We start from the raw sequence: 20,453 nt of genomic DNA, 5'->3' as shown, positions 1-20,453 counted from the left end.
AAGAAACGAACATTTGTGATTATTGTAGGCCAACATTAAATATAAAGGTCACCACATATTGAGAACCCCCTTTGGTATATACCAATGCTTCCTTAATTTGATATGAATCACCTGCAGAACTTTTACCCGGAAACTGACCAATTGAGAATTGCATGCCTCCTGCATTCAGCTCACAGTATAACTTACTATCATTGCTTTCTCCCCATCCAATTACTGATCCATTACTGTCGAACCAAAAGCCATATCCGTTGGCGGTTGTTTCATAGTTTAACGATTCATCTGGTTCAACGGCAGCGAAAGCAATTTTACCTTCTGAGGGAGAAGATTTAGCTTCTAACATTTTAGAACCAATATCGGAAGGTTGTATTGATAAGGCCTGAGCTACTTTAGCAATATCACCATTGGTAAACAGATTTACAATTGTTCCGGTATAGTTTTCCTTATCAGCCTTAAATTCCAAGTTATAAGTCAATGTTAAATTTTCAGGATCCTTATCCGTATCAACGGTTACATTACCCAACAAATCAGTATTGGTAAATTTAATTATATAAGGCCATTGATCATCGTTGCTTTCGATTTCATCCCAAGGATGTGCGATATATGTTTTTGGGGCACCTGTTACTACTAACCATAGGCGTTCACAATTGGCAGGAATTATAAAATCTATCTCAGCTGAGGTGTTTTGGTTCATGTCTCCGTATACCCTTGTACCGTCTGTTAACAAAGCAACATATCCGTATCTCCATCCTGCTCTTGCTTGCGAACCAGTGTTATAATGTGTAGTTACTAAGGTAGTTTCATTATCAGCATAATTACCTGGATCATTTGGTGCCAGATCAGATCCTGGCGAAAGAGCTGTAAACTTAGTTGTTACAGTAGTTCCTGCATCAGGTACATTTAAAGGTATCACATTATAACCGGTTGAACCTGGACAATGACTATAGGCAACCTGATAGCTGCCATCTTCTAATTGATAAAACTTATATTTCAACTGACCAATATAGTTTTCTCCATTTGAACGGATCGCATCCAAATCCCACGTAACAAATTTGGTTGCTGCTTCATAAATCTCATCATTAAGATCACTTACACTCAATTCATAAATTCGCATATAAGTCTCTAATGGATCTTCAGGACTGACTGATTCGCGCCAAACTCTTGCAACCGCATCAATGCCATGTTTATCAGTCCAGAAGTAATGCATCCAGTAGCTTGCATATCGTTGATGCTCGTGACATATATGGCGATGGTAATTATTACAATAAACTGAAAAATTATATGATGTAAATGCTTCCATGGGATAACTCTGAAAAGCTTGCCATTGTGCGGTTTGTTCCCAAAATGCATTCCCTCCATTTCCACCAAATCCATACCTAAATCCCCGGGTAAAATCGTTTGTTATTTCACCATGGGCCAGTAAGTCGGCATATACCTGGTACTGGAAGCTATGACCAATCTCGTGTGCAATGGTTGAACCAACAGGTTTACAAGTGGCCGGGTTCACCCATAAGGCTCCGATTACATCATCATATCCCGCTCCGAAAGCCATCCATTCCTCTGTATAATGTAAATAGATTTGCATTTTATAGGTCTCAAGATTTGTTTTGGATGTTCCTAAGTCTGCAAATTTTAAGGTGTTGATATTAATACTAAAGAATTCTTCTGCTTTTTGTAGCAGGTCATCAATATCAATTCGCATTTTTTCTTCTAAGTCACTTGAATTAGGATCATCTCCAAAACCTTCTTCCCAAAACACAATAAAATGATCAGATTGTCTGCTGCGAACGAACGACCATTTACTGTCGCTTCGTAACACATCCATATCTGCCATTTCAGCTGGTTTGTAATATTTCTGATAGTCGGTTACATCATCTTCTGTAAGCACTACAACATCAGACTTTGGATCATCGCTCTCACTTCCATTATTGGGAGTTTGTGCTACAATGGAGTTGTTTTTTCCACAGGATGTAAACAGCAATAATATTATTACAAGGTGTATGATACAAAAGCCGGCATTTACCGGCTTTTGTTTGTTTAATATAACATTTAAAAGTTTCATTCAATATTATTCAAGGGTGGCAGTAATTATAAATCTAAAGAATTTTGAATCATCAGATGTATCCCGATAACCAACACTCAGGTTATATTTATTACCAGATGCAAGTTCAGGTGCTCTTCCGATATACAAAACCTTATCACTTAAATTAGTCTCTGCATATAAAGAGAATCCTGTTTCGCCCCAATTGCACACTTTTGCCTCATTGTTTAACCAGTATCCCGGAGGATTGGCTGTATAACTGCTTGTTAAATCCCACTCAGTTGATTCAATATCTACCATATTCATATGAATAGTACCTCCACCATTGTGGTCAAAACTATTTACAAAATCATCTAAAGTCATACCAATATTATACTCAATGATATCTGCATATTGTTCTAAATCAATACCAAAGTTATTGTAGTCTCCTGCAGGTATGGTAATACTTGTTAAAATAATGGATGGATCGGTAATGGATACATTAAATAGGAATCGGATATATTGATCGTAATCAGGGCCATTAACAGCAAAACCAACATTTATTTGAAAAACTGTTCCAGCTTTGGCAGCTTCCAATGCATTAACAATAAGGGTTTTGCTATTGGGGTCTACTTCAACTGTAGCGGTAAGGTTATTATCTCCTTCGGCAGAAATTACCCCTGAAGAATTATAATACCACCCATTGCTTCCTTTTGTTTTTGCAGCTTTATTCCAAATATTTCTGCTCAAATTGATATTATAAAATAAAACAGTACCGTTGTTTAAACCACTTATTACCTGATCAACAGTCATACCCATTTCAGTTTCGAACTTTTCAGCATAATCATCCAGTTGGATAGTATAAGGTTCAAAACGACCCACTTCAAATTCGGTATCCGTAATAATTGTAGCATCAGCATCTACTCTCAGGTATGGATTTTCATCTTCAGAATAGACGTGTTTAGATGAAAAGTCATCATAGTCTTCGCAGCTATACAAGCCTATTAAAAAGCAGGTTGCCAGAAAATATATATTTATCTTTTTCATATTTTACTTTTAAATAAGAATTAATAACCAGGGTTTTGAACAAGTTTTGAGTTGGCATCTAAGAAATCCTGAGGCAATGGGAAAATATTCTTATCAGAATTGTTATGAGCATCAAAACAGAAGCGTGACTTTCCTGTATAAACATTATTTCCGTTTGTTAATTGAAATCGAATCAGATCCTGACGACGGTGGTGTTCTCCCACAAATTCCCAGGCAAGATCGTCTAAAAGGCCACCCAACTCAATATCATTTCCTCCTTCTTCAGTAATAACCCAATTGTCATCTTCACCTTCAAGTCCTGTATTTTCCTGATGTCCGTAGTTATAAATACTTGGACCTTTCAATTGCTCAACTGTTCTTATTGCTTTTTCAGGATTCGATTTAAATGCTCTTTGACGAATCATAGTAACAATGTCTGCAGCTGTTTGCTCTGTTTCTCCATTATATCCACCTAAGCGAAGTAAACATTCTGCTTTAATCATATAGGCATCAGTCAAACGGAAGAATGGAACATCATCTCCATAGGTACCATCTTCTCCTGAAACGATTTCATATTTATGGAAACGTGCACCTTCCATTTGATAGGCTCCGGGATTATCAATGCTATGAACAGATTGAGTATAGATAAGAGGAGTACCATCAATGGTGATAGATGCTCCTGATTTGTCTTTTTGTTCACCAATCAACCAGGTATCACTAAATCTGGAATCATCCATATCGTAAGTGTCGATGAATTGTGGCACTGCACAACTACCATTCCAGGGTGCAGATTTTAGACCGAAGGTTGCTTTGCTTCCACCGTGTAAACATTTATTTGACAGGTAGTTGCCGGTTGCATTGTATTGCTTGCTGTATACGATAGCATATATAATTTCAGAGCAGGTTGATCCGTCAGCCATAAAAGGTTCGGTATAGGCTGATGAAAGGGTGAATTTGCCATCATTAATTACTTCATTTACTTCATTGTAAGCTTTTTCGTAATAAGAATTGTCACTTGTTCCGAACCATGCATTATAATTAAGATACATTTTAGCTAAAACCATGCAGGCAGCATAATAATTGAATTGGCCATAAAGAATATCTTCGTCTTTTAAGATGGTTTTTACATCTTTCATTTCCTGTTCAATAAAACTGAACAATTTTTGAGGATCTTCTTGTTCCGGCAAGAATCCGGCATCACGCGTAAAGATGGTATCTAACGGTACATTTCTAAAATTATCAAGCAATAAATAGTATGATAAGCCTCTGATACCTCTTAGTTCTGCAGCAGATACCGGTGCACTTTTAACAATGTCATACTCCAGTAACTGATTACATCCGTTGATGGTTTTATAGGCCTGATTCCATATGGTCCAGAAATGACCTGTAGTAGCCGTGTAAGTATGTTTATGCATGGTAACGTATAAGTCACCCCAACCAATACCAATTCGAAGGGGAGTCATAATTAAGTCTGATGATTCCTCGTAAATATCAAAAGTTCCATTCCAACCCCAATATAGCCATCTCAAATTCTGGTAAACATCTCCATTTAATGACTTAATCTCTTCATTGCTAAATGTATATCCACGATCAGGTATTACGCTGAAGGGTTTCTCTGTAAGATCGGTACAAGAGCTAAAACCTATTATGGCAATAAGGAATATAGCTGCTATTCTATTTGTGATATATTGTATTTTCATGCTTTTCTATTTTCAAGTTTTTGAAAAACCTTAATAATTTCTGTAACCGTTAAAAGGTGATGTTAAGTCCAATTGTATACGAACGAATAGATGGATATTTATCTCTATCGTCAGTTCCTGCAGATAAGAAATTAGTAGCTAATTCTGGATCTAAACCTGAATAATTGGTTATAACAAATGCATTTTCTACAGAAGCATAAACTCTTACTTTAGAAAGATATTTACTTTGTTTTAAGGTATAGCCCAATGTGATGTTATCCATCTTCATATAGTCTCCATCCTCCAGGTAATAACTCACAAATGTTTGAGTCAGGTTGTTTGCTAACGGCGCAACACCATATACATCGTTTGCTGCACTTTTTAAACGGTTGTATTGGATGGAATTGTTTTCGTAAAACATTCTCTGACCGTTTAAGATTTTATGTCCGAACTGACCGCTCATTTGCATAACCAAATCAAAACTCTTGTAGGTAAAGGTGTTGTTCCAGCCAATTGTTATTTTGGGTAGACCTGATCCTAAATATTGACGGTAATCTTCGCTCGCTTTAATATCATCATTAAATTTTACAGCTTCTCCTGTTTCAGGGTTCTCAATTAACCAATAGCCATCATCTGTCAAACCCACAGACTTCATGCCCCAGAACTGTCCCATCGACATGCCTATTTCAACACGATGAGTTGGCAGAGAAATTGGATCTGTTGCATATGCTGTATTCCAGAAATTATCTGATTCATACAAGTCGTTGGATAAACTAACAAGTTTATTTTTATTATGAGAAGCCGTAATAGTTGTGCTCCATTGGAAGTTACTTAACTTAACGGGCAAGGCATTCACCGAAATATCGAATCCTTCGTTTTTCATCTCGCCAACATTTGCCAACATCTCAGGATATTTATATGGTGGTACTGGTACCTTGTAATAATAAAGTAGGTCTGAAGTGCTTTTCCAGTAATAGTTTGCTGAGGCATTAACCCTGTTATTTAAAACAGAAACATCAAATCCAACATTGTATTCTTCTGATACTTCCCATTTTAAATCAGGATTAGGATTGGATATAACCTGCGTTCCACTCTTCCAACGGGTGCCATCAAAATAGTTAGCGCCACCTGAATACCTTTGATAAGACAAATATGGATCGCCCGGTATAACACCTGTTACACCGAAACCAGATCTTAGTTTTAAGTTATTTAGCCATTCAAAGGATGACATAAATGATTCATTGCTGATGGTCCATCCTAACGAAAGAGAAGGAAAGTTACCCCATTTATAATTGTCACCAAATTTTGATGAGCCTTCGTGTCTGATACTCGCTAATACATTATATTTATTTTTATACCCGTAGCTTACACGTCCGATAAAACCAATAAGTAAGTCATCACTTTTACCACTTCCCATTCCGGCGTTACCATCATTAATGGCTTCTCCAGCACCTAAATTGTTGTATAGGTAGTAATCTGTTAAAAATCCATAGTTTGAAGCCCAGAAACTTTCCTGCATATTGGATTGATAACTATATCCTGCCAATGCAGAGATGCGATGATCGGAAAATGTTTTTTCATATTTAGTGGTTAACTCCAAATAGTCTTTCTGATCATTGTATGAGCTTTGATAGGCTTCACCAACCCTATTATTGGTTTCTGCAGTATAAAATTGTGAAGTAGTGTAGCTTTTGCTATTTGAAAAACTGCGATGCGTAGCCAACATCAGATTTGTTTGCCAACCATCTATTGGCTCAAAAGTCAAATTACTTGTTAATCGTGTATACTCACTTCTGTTTTCTCCAATTTTTTCATTCAACATTGAAACCGGGTTCAAATATTGCAAAACAGTAAAATCCTCCCTATAGGTTCCATCTTCGTTGTATACCGGTAGCGTTGGGTTTCTTATTAACGCCTGACGGTAAGCATATGCCGGATCAGCAAGATCATATTTTCTAATGCCTTTTACTATGTTTAAATTAAGTTTAAGCATATCGTCAAGAAAGTACTGATTTAAATCAAAGTTTACTTTAAGGGTATTGTTTCCTGTTGATTTAATAATTCCTTCTTCCTCACGATAAGTAACATTTGCAGCATAAGTTGCATTGTCAGTTCCTCCGGTAACACTAATACTGTGGTTATGAGTGTAGGCGTTTTGCGATATTCCTTTTAGCCAATCGGTATCGTATCCGGCATCTTTAAAAGCTGTTAATCCATTTCTTATGTCTTCCGGACCCATAAACTCAGCTTTTTTGTAAAACTCAGAAGTGGTATAATATCCATCATAAGAAACAACCGGTTTGCCCTGACGCTGTCCTCCTTTAGTGGTTATAATTATTACCCCACCGGCTCCACGTGTTCCGTAAATAGCTGCTGCAGAAGCATCTTTTAATACATCGATGGAGGCTATGTTTTCCGGAGCAACCGTATTTAAATCACCAGGTATTCCATCTACCAGTACAAGAGGATTTGAGCTTCCTATTAACGATACCATACCTCTGATATTAATGCTTGATGAGGCATTAGGGTCTCCGGATGCTTTGGTGATTACCAAACCAGCAACCTGACCTTTAATCAGATCGGCGGCATTTTGAACATTACCCACTAAAAAGTCCTCTGATTTAACACTGGCGATGGCACTTGTTATATCTCCTTTCCTTTGTGTTCCATAACCAATGGCAACAATTTCATCCAGGCCAACAGATTCTGGTTGAAGGCTGATGGTAATAAAGGTTTGTGTAGCCACTGTAATTTCATAGTTTTTATAGCCAATAAAAGAAATTACTAAAACATCTGATGAGTTAGCGTCAATACTAAACTTACCATCCATGTCGGTAATAGTTCCTTCGCTTGTGCCTTTAATCATTATGGCAGCTCCTGGCAAGGGTGTATTCGTTTCATCATAAATTACTCCTTCAACTCTGTTTTGAGCGAAAAGGGTTGATGAAGTAAGAACAAAACCCAGTATCAAAAAAAATGATATTGGATTACAATATGTTCTAACAGATCGTTTGATTTTGTCATTCATAAATTTGGTGGTTTAATGTGAACAATATTTTCGTCGAATTTACCTACGAATGGAAGCTACACCCTTACACAAATGGTTTTTAAACTTGCACAAATGTGTAAATGTGAAAAAATGTAAAACTCGTAATAAACAGAAAAACAACTATATGAGGTTTGTGTTGGTTGATTTATTTAATTCTGAATAGCAATAATGTTTAAAAGTGTTTTATTTTCGCAGAACTTCAGGGTTGAAAAAGAAATATGTGCTCAATTGAGAATTACTTTCTTAAAAAGGCATTAATATGTAAATAGTGTAACGATTTATAAGATTGATCGTAAATAACTCTGGAAAAAATAAACACCTGAATTTTCTATAAAATTGTTTTTTGGAATGCGGACCATATTTTACATTCTTTTATTTACCCTGATATTGCCCAGATTGAATGCAATGGGACAATATCATGTTATGGTCAGCCATAATTATCCACCCTATCATTTTTATAACACTAATGGTGAGATGGTTGGTTTTAATATTGATATCATAAAAGCAATTAATAACATCTATGATAATCGGATTAAGATCTCTATTGGTGATTGGGAGGAAATTGTCAGTTTATTAGATTCAGGTGAAATACAGGCTGTAGCCGGCGTACATTATCCCGGTTCATCGGATGAAAAATACTTTTATACACGTTCAGTAATAAGTACCAGTCATTGTTTTTTCTACAATAGTGATTATCGATCCTTTTTATCTGTTGAAGATATAAGAACAGAACAGCGACCTAAAGTGGTGCTTTGGGAGAATGATGTTCTTGAGCATTATATGCTTTCGCTAAATCCTAATTCCGATTTTATTTTCGTCAATAATTATGAAGAGCTGTTTAAAGCTTTACAACGAGAAGATGTTGTGTGTGCAATAGCTCAGAAAAATGCCGGCAAGTATTTTGCAAAGAATTTGAATTTCAATTTTGTACAGGCTACCAATGATGTGTTTCTGGAAAGAAATATGGGCTTTAAGGTAAGCAGCGAATATCCCGAACTGGCCGAGATACTAAATAATGGTTTGGAAATCATTATGGCTAATGGTACTTACCAGCAAATATATGACAAGTGGATCAGGGAGTTTGATAAACCAGTTAATAGTTGGAGATACTATATTAAAGATATCATCATTGGTGGTATTGTATTAAGTCTTATTATCGGAATATTACTGTTTTTCAATCGGTTGTTAAAGAAGCAGGTGAGGCAGAAAACCAAACATCTGCAACATCAGTTAGAACTGAATAATATAATTCGACAGGAGCTTGAAATAGCAAAGGTACGAGCAGAAGTGAGCGACCAGATGAAATCTGCTTTTTTGGCTAATATGAGTCATGAGATTCGTACTCCAATGAATGGTATTCTTGGATTCTCAGAATTGCTTAAGTCTGCTGATTACGGGTCGGAAGAACAGAGCTATTATATAAGTCTGATTCAGAAAAGTGGTGCCCGAATGTTGTCAACCATCAATAACATCATTGATATATCTAAAATAGAATCAGGTGCTGAAAAGCTAATACTAAAGGATCTGGATCTGAAGCAGATGATTCAAGAAATTGGTGAGTTTTTCAGTGTTGAAGCAAAAGAGAAAGGTATTGAGTTGGTGGTTGAAAAAGGTGATTGTATCCATCCTTGTAAAATAAGAACGGATGAATATAAGCTTCATTCCATTTTAACCAACTTACTAAAGAATGCAATTAAGTTTACATATAAAGGTAAGGTAACCATCAATTTTTCTATTTCAGAAACCTTTGCCCGATTTGCAATAAGTGATACAGGTATTGGTATCAGTAAGGATAAACAGGAAGTGATTTTTAATCAGTTTGTGCGAGCTGATATCTCTTATTCAAGCGAATTTGAAGGATCGGGTCTTGGTTTATCTATTACCAAAGAATATGTAAAAATGCTGGGAGGTATTATCTGGCTTGAATCAGAACCTGAATCCGGTAGTACTTTTTATATCGAAATACCTTGTAAGCAGCCTCATTCACAAGAAAATATTCTTTCACATATTTCTGCTTAACCAAAGAAAAGGTAAGCCAGCCAGATGGAGGCCACTATTCCTGCAAGGTCGGCCAATAAACCACATCCAACTGCGTGGCGTGTTCTCTTAACGCCTACCGATCCAAAATATACAGCTAATACATAGAAGGTAGTATCTGTGGAACCTTGAATGGTACTTGCTACCTTACCAACAAAAGAATCTACACCAAAAGTATGAATGGCATCTACCATCATACCACGGGCAGCTCCTCCGCTCAAAGGTTTCATAAAAGCTGTCGGAAGTGCATCAACAAAACGAGCATCCAAACCCATATAAGCAAATGCATCTCCAATACCATTAACAATAAAATCCATTGTTCCTGATACACGAAACACACCAATTGCCACTAAAATGGCAACCAGGAATGGAATGATTTTTATGGCTATACCAAAACCTTCTTTGGCTCCTTCGATAAATGCGTCATACACATTTTCTTTTTTACGTAAAGCCATTACGATAAATGCAACAATAATGGAAAAAAGTAAAAGGTTGGCACCCAACAATGAAACAGTATTAATCATTTCTCGAGGTAAGGTTGAAAGATACCAGATAAGACCTCCGATTAAAGTGATAAAACCACCAAGATAGGCAAGGATAACTTTATCAAAAAGATTGATTTTCTGAACTACAGAAACCGAAATAATTCCAACTAAAGTGCTGAAAAAGGTAGCTAACAGGATGGGTAGAAATATATCTGATGGGTTAACAGCTCCTTTTGTTGCACGTATTGCCATAACACTTATCGGGATGATGGTTAGCCCACTTGTGTTAAGGACCAGAAACATGATCTGAGCATTGGATGCAGTGTCTTTATGCGGGTTTGATTCCTGCAATTCTTTCATGGCTTTTAAGCCTACTGGTGTTGCAGCGTTATCGAGCCCCAACATATTGGCAGCAATGTTCATCATCATGCTTCCATAGGCAGGGTGATTTTTAGGCAATTCAGGGAAGAGACGACTGAAGAAAGGACCGATAAGTCTTGACATAAGTTGTACCATGCCTCCTTTTTCACCAACTTTCATTAGTCCCATCCATAAGGTGAGTGCTCCGGTCAATCCAAGGGATATATCAAAACCGGTTTTAGCACTATCAAATGTGGCATTGATCATATTGGGGAAAACTTCCATATCGCCAAAAAATATCAGTCGTACCAGTCCAACCACAAAAGCAATTAAAAAGAAAGCAATCCACAAATAATTCAGTGCCATAGGGTTTATTTAAAAATGGAGGTTGTGTTTTCAGTAAATTCGGTTGTAGATAGTTTAATGTTATCCACTTTTAAAGCACTGCTTGTTGACCCAAAACCAATGAATCCGGGTTCAAAAGACTCATCGCTTGATTCCAGTATTAATTCATCATCGAAATATACTTTTACTGTTTTTTCATCAGCATCTCTGATCACCTTTACATTATGCCATTCATTAATGCCCCACAATACACCTTTATTCAGACTTTGGCCTGTTACTTCAGGTTTTGATCCGTCAACTTTAAAAATATTGTGTGTCTTTTTATCAGCATGCCCGGCAATCTGAGCATAACAATAATGTTCTTTGTCTTTTATGCCAAAGAAGATGCAAAAATCAAGTAAATCGAAATTTTTTCCGTTTTGTTGAATAGTCATCTCCAATTCAAAGCTGGAGACTACATAATTTTTCAAAACTGCAATTATTGATGGGCCCTCATGAGCACTGGTGTAATCACCTTTTCCTGAACATTTAAGCGATTTGCCGGGTTTTCCCATCTTACTGATTAACCATTTACCTTCATTTGAAAACTCAAAATCATCGGTGCTCTTGTCGTTGTTAAAGCCTTGGTTATAAATGGTTTTTAATTTAGTCTCTTTATCGTTTTGTGCAAATATAAAAGTTACGAATAGCGAAAAAGAGAACAACAAAAATGCTTTCTTCATAAAGCGTCAATTCTGAGGTTTAAGTACAAATAGAACGTTGAATATAGCTAAAAATTGGTTAGGCTTTATTTCTTGGGTGGTTTTTCAAATCTTCAAGATCCCTTTTAAGACGGTATTCATCATGAGGTGCTCCAAATTCTTTACAGGACACTTCATCCATAGGAACTTTCCAGATCTTAACATTTTTAACGGCAGGATCGTTGTATTTAAATTCCTTCTCACTGTATGTTTTCATCAGGATATTAAGAGCTTCCCGCTTCTCATCCATATCTTCAACAAACTCAACCTTGCCCATCACCACAACACTTTTCGATTTCATTCGGTAGCTACAGGCCACTTCAGGGTGCTGAAAAACCAACTCGTTGTCAGTCGAGAAGGTAATGCATATGTTATTATTTTTTTCGATGATGTCAATCAGGCGTCCTGTGGGTGCAGAGTGAAGGTAAATAACCTGGTCTTTATATCCGTAATTCATGGGTAACACATAAGGTTTATTCTCAGGATCGACAACCCCGATAAAACAGATGTCACACTTACGTATAATTGCTTCAATAACTTCAATGTCTGTGTGGTTAAGTGTTTGCATGGTATATGTTTTTTATTTTTATCAAACTATGGTTCGGCCGCCTAATTCTTTTGAGATGTGAGCTAATACCATTTGCCATGTATTAATCTCCTTCATCAGCTCCATCAACTCTTCTTCAGAAGCGTTAGCCCCAATGTGTTGTAATTGTGACCGTTTTTCCTTTAAAACAACCTTTACTTTTTTCCATTTCAGTTCAGCAACAACCTTCATTACCAGGTCCTGATAAATTTCTTCTTCGTGTGTTACCTTCCCGAATTTTTCATGAATTCTGCTTAACTGGTATTCTTTCCCAATCAGGTCTGATGCCAGACGACTCAGGTCGGTATCGGCATTGTTCACAAAAAATTTCTGTGCTATTACCTCAGGATCATGGCAAACCACCTCATAAGCTTCCATCATTTTATTGTAAAGAGGATTGATGCTTAAAAGATCATCCTGCTTCAGTTCATGAATGATGTACTGACCTACTGTAACTTTCTGTCCATCCTCAGTTAAATCAGACAACAGTTTTTCACCATGTTTTACCATAAACCGGAGAACCTCGCGTTCTTCCAATTCAAATGGATTGGTGTTTGCCGGAGTTTGTGGTGTAGAAGGTTTTTCATATCCAACCGGACGCTCGTTACTGGTAGTACTCCTGCGAAAGTTTTCTTCCAGCTTCTGACGTTGTAACTTGCCTGTTTCCTGAACCAAAACACGTTCATCAACCTTTAACAGGCTGCTGCACTCTTTTACATAAACCGAACGAATAATTGAGTCGGGAATGGTAGATATACTTCGTACAATATCCTGTATCAATTGAGCCCTTTTAATGGGGTCGTTTTGGGCATCTTCCAAAAGCAACGAAGTTTTAAACTTGATAAAGTCCTTCTGATTCTCCTTAATATATTGTGTCAGTTCTTCTTCACTTCGTTCTTTGGCAAAGGTGTCAGGGTCTTCTCCATCGGGCAATAAAAGAACCTTTACATTCATACCTTCGGCCAGGACAAGATCGATTCCACGAAGCGACGCTTTTATACCAGCCGGGTCCCCATCATAAATAATGGTGATATTTTTAGTGAACCTCGAAATTAGCCTTATCTGATCCGGAGTCAGAGCTGTACCCGATGATGCAACTACATTGGTTATGCCGGCCTGATGAAATGATAAAACATCGGTATAGCCCTCAACCAGGTAACACATATCCTGACGTGTTATTTCCTGCTTTGCCTGATAAATACCGTAAAGTACACGACTCTTGTGATAGATTTCAGACTCCGGCGAGTTGAGGTATTTCGCTGTTTTGGCATCTGTTTTCAGAATACGACCTCCAAATGCAATTACTTTACCAGCCAGGCTGTGAATAGGAAACATTACTCGACCTCTGAAACGATCTGCTTTGTAATCATCGCGTACAATGGATAGTCCTGTTTTTTCAAGGTATTCAAGCCTATAGCCCTGTTTGACGGCCTCTTCGGTAAGAGCATCTTTTTTCTCAGGCGAATAGCCTAGATCAAATTTATGAATGATGTCGTCGCGAAAACCGCGACTACGAAAATATCCAAGTCCAACAGATTTGCCTTCATCTGTTTCATTAAGCATCTTTGTGAAGTACTTACCCGCAAATTCGCTCAGAACCATCATGCTTTCACGTTCGTTGCGCTGTTTTTGCTGTTCGGGCGAGTATTCTTCTTCTTCGACATGAATATTGAACTTCTTACCCAAAGCTTTGATGGCCTCAACAAAAGAAAGTTGATCATGCTTCATGATAAAATTGAGGGAATTACCTCCTTCACCACAACCAAAGCACTTAAAAATACCTTTATGTGGCGAAACCGTAAATGAAGGTGTTTTTTCGTTATGGAAGGGACAATTACCTAAATAATTTATTCCACGACGACGCAGGGTAACATAATCAGACACCACGTCAACAATCTGGCTGTTGGCGGTCTCCAATATTTTATCGATGGTTACCTGATCAATCATTTACGCTGGTATCAATTTGAAGTGTGCAGATGCAAGCGCCAAAGATAAGAATAAACAGGTTGGTATTAAAACGAACAAGGGCTGTTGATACCTAAAAAATTCTTACGAACTTACGCGCCAATTAAAAACAGATAAGAATAAACAGGAATGACGTTCAAAAAATTAATCAAGAATTTAGGATTTCAGATTTTAGTAGCAATGATTGTTGGGGTGGCTGTAGGTATTTTTATGGGACCCAAAGCTTCCATTTTCTCCCCCCTTGGCGATCTTTTTATTCAGTTAATTAAAATGCTGGTCATTCCTTTGGTGGCTGTTTCTATCATTTCCGGGGCTGCTTCTTTGGGAGCTACCAAATCTGCCGGTAAGATTGGATTAAGTACCATTGCTTATTTTATTGTCACAACTGTCATTTCAATATCGTTGGGTTTGTTGTTGGGCGAAATTTGGAAGCCGGGTAAAGGATTGGAACCTGAAAAAGTGTTGGCTATGTTTCCACAGGAAGCTGCGCCTGTTCATTCTTCAGCTGGATTCTGGGATACGATTATATCCATCATTCCTGCTAACCCAATTGAATCACTTGTTAGTGGTAACATTCTTCAAATCATTTTCTTTGGGTTATTTCTGGGTATTGGTATTTCTACATTACCGAAAAACAAAAAGGAGCCACTGATGAATGGAATGAACTACCTGGTTGAAGCATTGATCTGGATGATTAAAATTGTGATGTGGACAGCTCCTGTTGGAGTATTTGGCTTAATGGCTTCATCCGTTGGAGCTTTTGGCTTTGACCTTTTATCCATGGCGCTCGATTTATTATGGGTTAATATCCTGGGAGGTATCATTCTGTTACTGGTCATGTATCCTTTAACATTGAAGTTATTTTCAAAAGCTTCGATCCGAAAATTTATATCCAAGATGCCTAAGGCTCAGATTGTAGCTTTATCAACCAGTTCGTCAATGGCCACTTTACCGGTAAATATGGAAATATGTGAGGAGGAACTTAATGTTACGAAAGCTACAACAGGGTTTGTATTACCATTGGGTGCTACCATTAACATGACGGGTAGTGCCATGTATTATGCATTGGTGGCGGTGTTTTTTGCACAGTTGTTTGATGTTGATCTTACCATGACACAATACCTGGCCATTATTATGACATCAACAGTGGGATCAATTGGTCAGGCAGGTGTACCAGGGCCATCTTTACTGGTGATTGCCGTTTTGGTTTCAGCTGATATTCCAATTGCCGGTCTGCCTTTACTCTATGCCCTGGACAGAGTTTTTGATATGTTGCGAACCATGTTAAATATTACAGGTGACGCAGCCTGCGCAGTTATCGTGGATAAGTTTAATAAATAGCAGGTAATAAGGTCTATAGTCACAGAGGTCTTTTTGTTAGTGTTGATATTTCATTCTTAGAAATAATTTGAGGTTCTTTGAGAAAAGGACCTCTTTTATTTTCTAAGTACTACTTTATTTCTTTAATGAAACATGCTTTCTGTTTTTGCAACATGATCGAAAAATTCTGAAACCTTATTGCTAACGATGCAACATGCTTTGAAGGACATTTGTATTGCGAACTTTAAAACATGTTATTATGAAAGCATTGGTAAAATGGACAATGGGTGTGTTGCTATCTTTTATGATGGTGTTAAGTACAAGTGCTAATAACCCGGAGTCAAACAGTAAGGCCTATGAAATGCCTTTTGCAATTGATTTCTATTGTATGTGTGCCGGAGAACAGCTGGTAGGTACCGTTGTTTTTCAAGTGGTTGAAAATGGTAATGCTGCTCACTTTAGCGTTAAACAAAGCGATGTTTATGGTTTGGTCAGTGGTAAGCGTTATCATTTTGTAAGAGTTGAAAATTATGTGAAGATTGGTCAGATAATCTTAATGAGAGTGGTCGGTGAAGAAGGTATTGTTACCAATCTTCAGTGGGTTTCAATGAATGGGAATTTCAGACCTCCGTGTGAATGATCTCATACCCTTAAAAGAGAAAGATTGTCGAAAGGCAATCTTTTTTTGTGTCTTGCATTTATTGACAAGGTTTTGCTTTGGGTTGTAACTTGCATTCATTCAAAAAATTATTGATCTGTAAATGATTGTGTTGAACCCCAAAAAAATAGCAAAATGAACTTAAAATTATTTGTAGTTATGGTGGGAGTGGCTGTTCTTGTATCGTGTGCTCCCAATCCTCCTAAAAGTGAAGTGGACACTAAAGTGGTTGAAAAGGAAATTACCGCACTTCTTGATGAATTTCATTCTGTATTTGTTGAACTTAAAATCGACCGATTATCAAGCATGATGGATGATGATGGATTATTCATAGGTTCAGATCCTACAGAGTTTTGGGATAAAAATAAGCTAATCGGGTTGTGGGAAGAAGCAAAACAAAATACTTCGGATCAGTTTGAATATGATATCGATAAACGTGTTCTAAAGGTTTCGAAAGATGGATTATCATGTATTGTTGTTGAGCAATTCTATATTCCATACTGGAGTGAAGAAATGCCATTTAGGTTAACAACCAACTGGATTAAATCTGATATGAGCTGGAAGATCAATTTCATGGATTGGGCTTTTATACCCTACAACGAAGATATTGCTACCATAAACACTGCACTAAAAGAAGAACCGGTTACTGATTAAAATACTTTACTATGAAAGCAACGCATAACGAGAAGATTGATTTAAAAATAGTTCAGCAGGAAATTCATTCTTTGTTGGATAAGTTTCATGAAGCCTTTAAAACATGGGATATTGAAACGGTGAGCAATATGATGTCGGAAGAGATGCTATATATGGGTACTGACCAGACTGAGGTTGTTGATAAATACGGTTTTATCAAAGACGCCACTGAATTTGCGCGGCATTTGAATCAGAATCTTACTTATAACATTGATAAACGCATTGTTCGGGTGTATCATGATGCAAACTCGGCCACCAGTATTGAAGAATTTTTTGAGCCTTTGTTTTCCAAAACAATGTCATACCGAATGACAGTAAACTGGATTCTGGAAAATGATGAATGGAAAATGGACTTTGTCAACTGGGGAATGATAACTTCGAATGAACAGGTAATGAAAATTGATGAAGCAATGAGAAACTCATAAAATATTGGTTTGGAATATCTCATTCACTTGTTGCCGGTAGGTTCGACCTATCGGCAATTGTTTATTATTCATAGATTATTTCGAAAGAATTTTAACTATCCAAAGTATTAGATATAAACCTACTCCTGTACCAAAAAACAAGGCTGCGATTACAAAAGCAATTCTAATAATTGTTACATCCCAGCCAAGTTTATAGCTGAGCCATTTACAAACTCCTAAAATCATACTATTAAAGCTAAAGGTTATTTAATGTGTTTAAATGTACAATATTTGAAGTAATAATTTATGCATTGTCGGAAAGAAGGCCAATAAAAAAGGTCATCCGTTTAAATTTGGATGACCTTCTATTTTTTATGTTTATTTTCTAAAACTTTACTTTACAGTTTGGTAATAAACGGGCTAGTTTATCCAATTCGCTTTGAGGAAGAGGATTCCCTTTTAAATTCAGTGTTTTTAATTCGGTCAACTCTCCAATCTCATCAGGAATTATCGAAATATTATTATTGGATAAGGTTAGTTTATTCAGATTTTTAAGATTCTTAATTTCAGGAGGAATGCTGTTAATGCCTTGATTGCTAAAGTAAATCTGGTTTAGTTGCGTTAGTTCACAAACCTCAACAGGAAATTCTCCCAGCTTTTGAAAGGACATATACATTAACATATAGCCTTGTGTGGCTGTTTGTGTAATCATCCCTTCGTATTTATTTATTTCTCCTGATTCAACAGCTTTATCATGGGCATCTTTGGCAGCCATAATTTCTGCACCCTGTTGGTTGGCAGCATAAGTTTTGTATTGAGTTTTAAATGAATCGAATTCTTCCAAACCCCTGTTTTCTACCATAATTTTATGCTCAGTCAAATCTACCTGAGCATCTTTATTCATCAGGTAATAAGTGTTTTGTTCGCGACATCTGTCATTCAAAGCTTCCCATTTGAGGGTTCTGTTATTGGTTGTTCCTGTATAAATAGTTAGTGCTTTACGCGACTGTATAATGGCCTTGTCAAATTCCTGAAGATACGCATAGGCCAATGCAATATTAGCTCTTAATGTTCCGGCAACTTTCTTATTGATTCGCGATTTACGGTCATTCAGGTCAGTAGCTTCCAGCTCCTTCTCCCACTCTGTGATAGACTTTTCTAGTAAGGCCTTACCTTCTGCATTTTGGTAATCATCTTTCAATAACTCATATCCCTTCGCAGCTTGTTGAGCTATTTCAGTCAATCGATCATAATTGTGATCTTTGTTGGTCTTTGGACTAAATACCTCTACACTTTCAGGAACATATCGGAAGATTACTGCCTCATCCATGTAGTTTTGTGCAGTAGTTTGCACAGCCTTATATTCGTCAGTCGCAACGTCATTTACAAACCCTTCTTCCTGTTTTTTCCATACATCCGTTAGGATTTGTTCAAGAAAGTAACATTCATCTTTTCCAAATAAAACGCTTGATTCGCCACTCTCAGATGTATATTTACTGAACAATACTTTGCCGGAATTATCGGTTAAGACCAAAATAGCTGATGGAGTGGTGTATTTTATACTGTAATAAAAGTTTTCGATAACTTTCGCATCTTTTAAGCTGGCACCTTTAGCCTTACAGAGATTGGACCCTTTCAATATGGCTTTATCACCAACGCTGATTTCGGAATGAGCAACCTCAGCTTTTAAGCTGCTCCAATTAATGTCTTTAACAGGTATTCGTGGATAGGTTAAATAAGAGGTTTCGACAACAATATCTTCTATTTTTTGCGAGAAAGTTGTGATAGCAAATAAGCTGATCAGTAATAGTAATGCAGTTTTTTTCATTTGTTTTAGTTTTCTTTCATATCGGTCAACTGCAATGTATACTGCCATTTATCTTAAAGGTTACAACGCTCAAAATAACAGTGTGTTGTAGATTTGAAAGCATAGAATATTATCTATTAAAATTGTATGGAAAGAAGACTATTTATCTAAAAAATATTTGCGTGACTATCCTAGCAATTATTAGTGGTATGATAATGAGACCGTAAATGATTAAGCCTATTTTACTGTATCTATATATTTCTTTTCGTTGTAGTGTGTTATGTGTTGAATTGATCATTACAAAATCTCTCTCATTTAGTTTGTTATTTCCAAATGATTCACTGGCAGAAAAAGGTACCATAATACAACTTACTTTCCAGTACCGGGGTAAAGGTTTGCTGGCTTCTTCTTCAAGATATTTTTTGAAACTTTTATATTCTTTTTTAGCACGATTCATTTCTTCTTCAGAAAGATTTCGTCTTTCAATTTCAGCCAGTATTATTTCCTTTTCCTGAGAATTAGCTAACTCCAGTTTTAAAAAAAGCTGAACCATATTTTCCTGGTGTAAAGCTTTTTTAATTATCATACTAATCCAATTTTTTGGTTTTGTAGTTTAAGATCTTTACAACCAGTCTTACATTCGTTATTAAAAGATAACCAATTGTAATATTAAATCCACTTACAAACCATTTCCAATTATCGGGAGTGTTAAGAATATTGTTTCTCATTTCTGACTGAAACCAGCTGACTGACTGAAAAATAAAATGAGGTAAATTATTTAGAATCATAATACCCCCAATTATTAATACAGCAATTTTAACAATCTCATTAGAATTAAGCTTTCCAAGCTCTAAAGTATCAGTATCAAAACCCTGTTCCAGTTTCAGCATTCTCGCGATACGATGAGATTTGAAGATAAGGAAAACAAATAAAGTAATAGGTATTGCCACAGCCAGGCTAATAAAAATTAAGGATACCAGATTAAAATCCATCATAAGAAGGGAAATATTCTGAGGTATTGTGATAAAGGCTGAAGTTATTACTGAGTATAAACCAAATAGTTTAATGATAAGAATAAAGAAGTCCTTTTTTGTCATGGTAATTATTATTAAGGTTGAAAGGTTATTTTGAGTATGATGTTTTTAATAAACAATATAAAAATAGCAAAAAGTATATATTATGCTAATAACCTGAGTTCGAAATAAAAACTGACTGATTTACAAGGAAATAAACAAGGTTTTGATTATATTTAAGTATCTGAAATTTAAATAATTAACACCAA

17 protein-coding genes are annotated in these 20,453 nt (G+C 36.5%); 5 read left to right on the top strand and 12 right to left on the bottom strand.

Annotated features, from left to right (window positions below):
* Positions 1-19: 19 nt before the first annotated feature.
* From ACRD62_RS00085 to ACRD62_RS00070, 4 genes are read right to left on the bottom strand one after another with little or no spacing between them, the layout of a single operon-like run.
* Positions 20-2,059 carry a DUF4859 domain-containing protein gene (locus ACRD62_RS00085; protein ID WP_430818079.1) on the bottom strand — a complete coding sequence of 680 codons (2,040 nt, stop codon included), beginning with the start codon at positions 2,057-2,059 and terminating at the stop codon, positions 20-22.
* Positions 2,060-2,065: 6 nt separating this feature from the next.
* On the bottom strand, positions 2,066-3,064 hold the full coding sequence (locus ACRD62_RS00080) for a DUF4859 domain-containing protein (RefSeq protein WP_430818078.1): 999 nt from the start codon (positions 3,062-3,064) through the stop codon (positions 2,066-2,068).
* 20 nt (positions 3,065-3,084) lie between these two features.
* Positions 3,085-4,743, bottom strand: coding sequence for a RagB/SusD family nutrient uptake outer membrane protein (locus ACRD62_RS00075; RefSeq protein ID WP_430818077.1), 1,659 nt, complete (start codon positions 4,741-4,743; stop codon positions 3,085-3,087).
* 49 nt (positions 4,744-4,792) lie between these two features.
* Positions 4,793-7,750 (bottom strand): SusC/RagA family TonB-linked outer membrane protein, encoded by a 2,958-nt coding sequence (locus ACRD62_RS00070; protein WP_430818076.1) that lies wholly within the window; start codon positions 7,748-7,750, stop codon positions 4,793-4,795.
* Between the two features lie 369 nt (positions 7,751-8,119).
* Here ACRD62_RS00070 and ACRD62_RS00065 point away from each other — a divergent pair, with 369 nt between their 5' ends.
* The gene (locus ACRD62_RS00065; protein WP_430818075.1) at positions 8,120-9,790 is read left to right on the top strand and encodes an ATP-binding protein; all 1,671 of its coding nucleotides are present in this window, start codon (positions 8,120-8,122) and stop codon (positions 9,788-9,790) included.
* Here ACRD62_RS00065 and ACRD62_RS00060 read toward each other — a convergent pair.
* From ACRD62_RS00060 to dnaG, 4 genes are read right to left on the bottom strand one after another with little or no spacing between them, the layout of a single operon-like run.
* Positions 9,787-11,019 (bottom strand): nucleoside recognition domain-containing protein, encoded by a 1,233-nt coding sequence (locus tag ACRD62_RS00060; protein WP_430818074.1) that lies wholly within the window; start codon positions 11,017-11,019, stop codon positions 9,787-9,789. The two genes, ACRD62_RS00065 and ACRD62_RS00060, sit on opposite strands and share 4 nt — an antisense overlap.
* A 5-nt stretch (positions 11,020-11,024) precedes the next feature.
* Positions 11,025-11,720, bottom strand: coding sequence for a hypothetical protein (locus ACRD62_RS00055; protein WP_430818073.1), 696 nt, complete (start codon positions 11,718-11,720; stop codon positions 11,025-11,027).
* A gap of 58 nt (positions 11,721-11,778) precedes the next feature.
* Positions 11,779-12,306, bottom strand: coding sequence for a pyridoxamine 5'-phosphate oxidase family protein (locus ACRD62_RS00050; protein WP_430818072.1), 528 nt, complete (start codon positions 12,304-12,306; stop codon positions 11,779-11,781).
* A gap of 21 nt (positions 12,307-12,327) precedes the next feature.
* Positions 12,328-14,271: a DNA primase gene (gene dnaG / locus ACRD62_RS00045; protein ID WP_430818071.1), complete on the bottom strand. Its 1,944-nt coding sequence runs from the start codon at positions 14,269-14,271 to the stop codon at positions 12,328-12,330.
* A 147-nt stretch (positions 14,272-14,418) separates the two neighbouring features.
* Between dnaG and ACRD62_RS00040 the strand changes: the two genes are divergently transcribed.
* From ACRD62_RS00040 to ACRD62_RS00025, 4 genes are all read left to right on the top strand, one after another.
* Positions 14,419-15,630 carry a dicarboxylate/amino acid:cation symporter gene (locus ACRD62_RS00040; RefSeq protein WP_430818070.1) on the top strand — a complete coding sequence of 404 codons (1,212 nt, stop codon included), beginning with the start codon at positions 14,419-14,421 and terminating at the stop codon, positions 15,628-15,630.
* A 238-nt stretch (positions 15,631-15,868) separates the two neighbouring features.
* Entirely contained in the window at positions 15,869-16,249 is a 381-nt protein-coding gene (locus tag ACRD62_RS00035; protein ID WP_430818069.1) for a hypothetical protein, read from the top strand.
* 153 nt (positions 16,250-16,402) lie between these two features.
* Positions 16,403-16,921, top strand: coding sequence for a nuclear transport factor 2 family protein (locus tag ACRD62_RS00030; RefSeq protein WP_430818068.1), 519 nt, complete (start codon positions 16,403-16,405; stop codon positions 16,919-16,921).
* A gap of 11 nt (positions 16,922-16,932) precedes the next feature.
* Positions 16,933-17,385 carry a nuclear transport factor 2 family protein gene (locus ACRD62_RS00025; RefSeq protein ID WP_430818067.1) on the top strand — a complete coding sequence of 151 codons (453 nt, stop codon included), beginning with the start codon at positions 16,933-16,935 and terminating at the stop codon, positions 17,383-17,385.
* Positions 17,386-17,460: 75 nt separating this feature from the next.
* Here ACRD62_RS00025 and ACRD62_RS00020 read toward each other — a convergent pair whose 3' ends face one another.
* From ACRD62_RS00020 to ACRD62_RS00005, 4 genes are all read right to left on the bottom strand, one after another.
* Complete coding sequence (locus tag ACRD62_RS00020) at positions 17,461-17,610, bottom strand: PspC domain-containing protein (protein WP_430818066.1); 150 nt, start codon at positions 17,608-17,610, stop codon at positions 17,461-17,463.
* 139 nt (positions 17,611-17,749) lie between these two features.
* Positions 17,750-19,192, bottom strand: coding sequence for a leucine-rich repeat domain-containing protein (locus ACRD62_RS00015; protein ID WP_430818065.1), 1,443 nt, complete (start codon positions 19,190-19,192; stop codon positions 17,750-17,752).
* A gap of 142 nt (positions 19,193-19,334) precedes the next feature.
* The gene (locus tag ACRD62_RS00010; RefSeq protein ID WP_430818064.1) at positions 19,335-19,757 is read right to left on the bottom strand and encodes a hypothetical protein; all 423 of its coding nucleotides are present in this window, start codon (positions 19,755-19,757) and stop codon (positions 19,335-19,337) included.
* A 1-nt stretch (position 19,758) separates the two neighbouring features.
* The gene (locus ACRD62_RS00005; RefSeq protein ID WP_430818063.1) at positions 19,759-20,268 is read right to left on the bottom strand and encodes a hypothetical protein; all 510 of its coding nucleotides are present in this window, start codon (positions 20,266-20,268) and stop codon (positions 19,759-19,761) included.
* Between the last annotated feature and the right edge of the window lie 185 nt (positions 20,269-20,453).

The sequence above is a fragment of the Carboxylicivirga caseinilyticus genome (genome assembly GCF_050589785.1).
Classification (GTDB): domain Bacteria; phylum Bacteroidota; class Bacteroidia; order Bacteroidales; family Marinilabiliaceae; genus Carboxylicivirga; species Carboxylicivirga caseinilyticus.
Note: the sequence above shows the minus strand (reverse complement) of the source record. Positions and strands in the feature narration are given on the sequence as shown.